Raw genomic sequence first — 467 nt, 5'->3', positions numbered from 1 at the left:
ATCAACCTGAGAAACGAAGCAATTCGTCTCTTAACCGTAGGAACTACGGGGATAGCCTAATCCATTAGAGTTCGATAGAACTCTGTACTTAGGAATCTCCCACTTCAAACAGTCCGTAAGGACGTTAAGTGGTGAGTAGTTCAAATATTCAGCATTCTTCTCTAACAGGTTCAAGATAAATTGTAATTTGTTAATCGATATGTTTGTGTAACCACTGTTCAAATATCTTTAACTGTTCTTCAGTATGAAAGTAATGTTCACCTGTTTCCATGACTTCTAATTCACAACGATGTTTTTTTGTAAAATAGTTAATAGTTTCAAGTTCGCACAGTTCATCCTTGGCTCCATACATAATATATGTATCTGTATTCCATGTATTAATAGGATGTTCTTTTACATAGCATAAATAATCCCAATATAACTTTTGACCAATAGGTGTCTCTATAGTCATTTCTTTTTGCAAAAGC

Annotated in this window: 1 pseudogene; it reads right to left on the bottom strand. The window is 34.0% G+C overall.

The window, feature by feature from the left end:
• Positions 1 to 190: 190 nt before the first annotated feature.
• Positions 191 to 467: pseudogene (locus tag KFD70_RS29255) on the bottom strand (alpha/beta hydrolase); the annotation flags it as partial.

It is taken from the genome of Bacillus pfraonensis (genome assembly GCF_050768835.1).
In the GTDB taxonomy this organism is placed as follows: Bacteria; Bacillota; Bacilli; order Bacillales; family Bacillaceae_G; genus Bacillus_A; species Bacillus_A pfraonensis.
The sequence above is the reverse complement of the archived record's forward strand: the minus strand, read 5'-3'. Positions and strand labels throughout refer to the sequence as shown.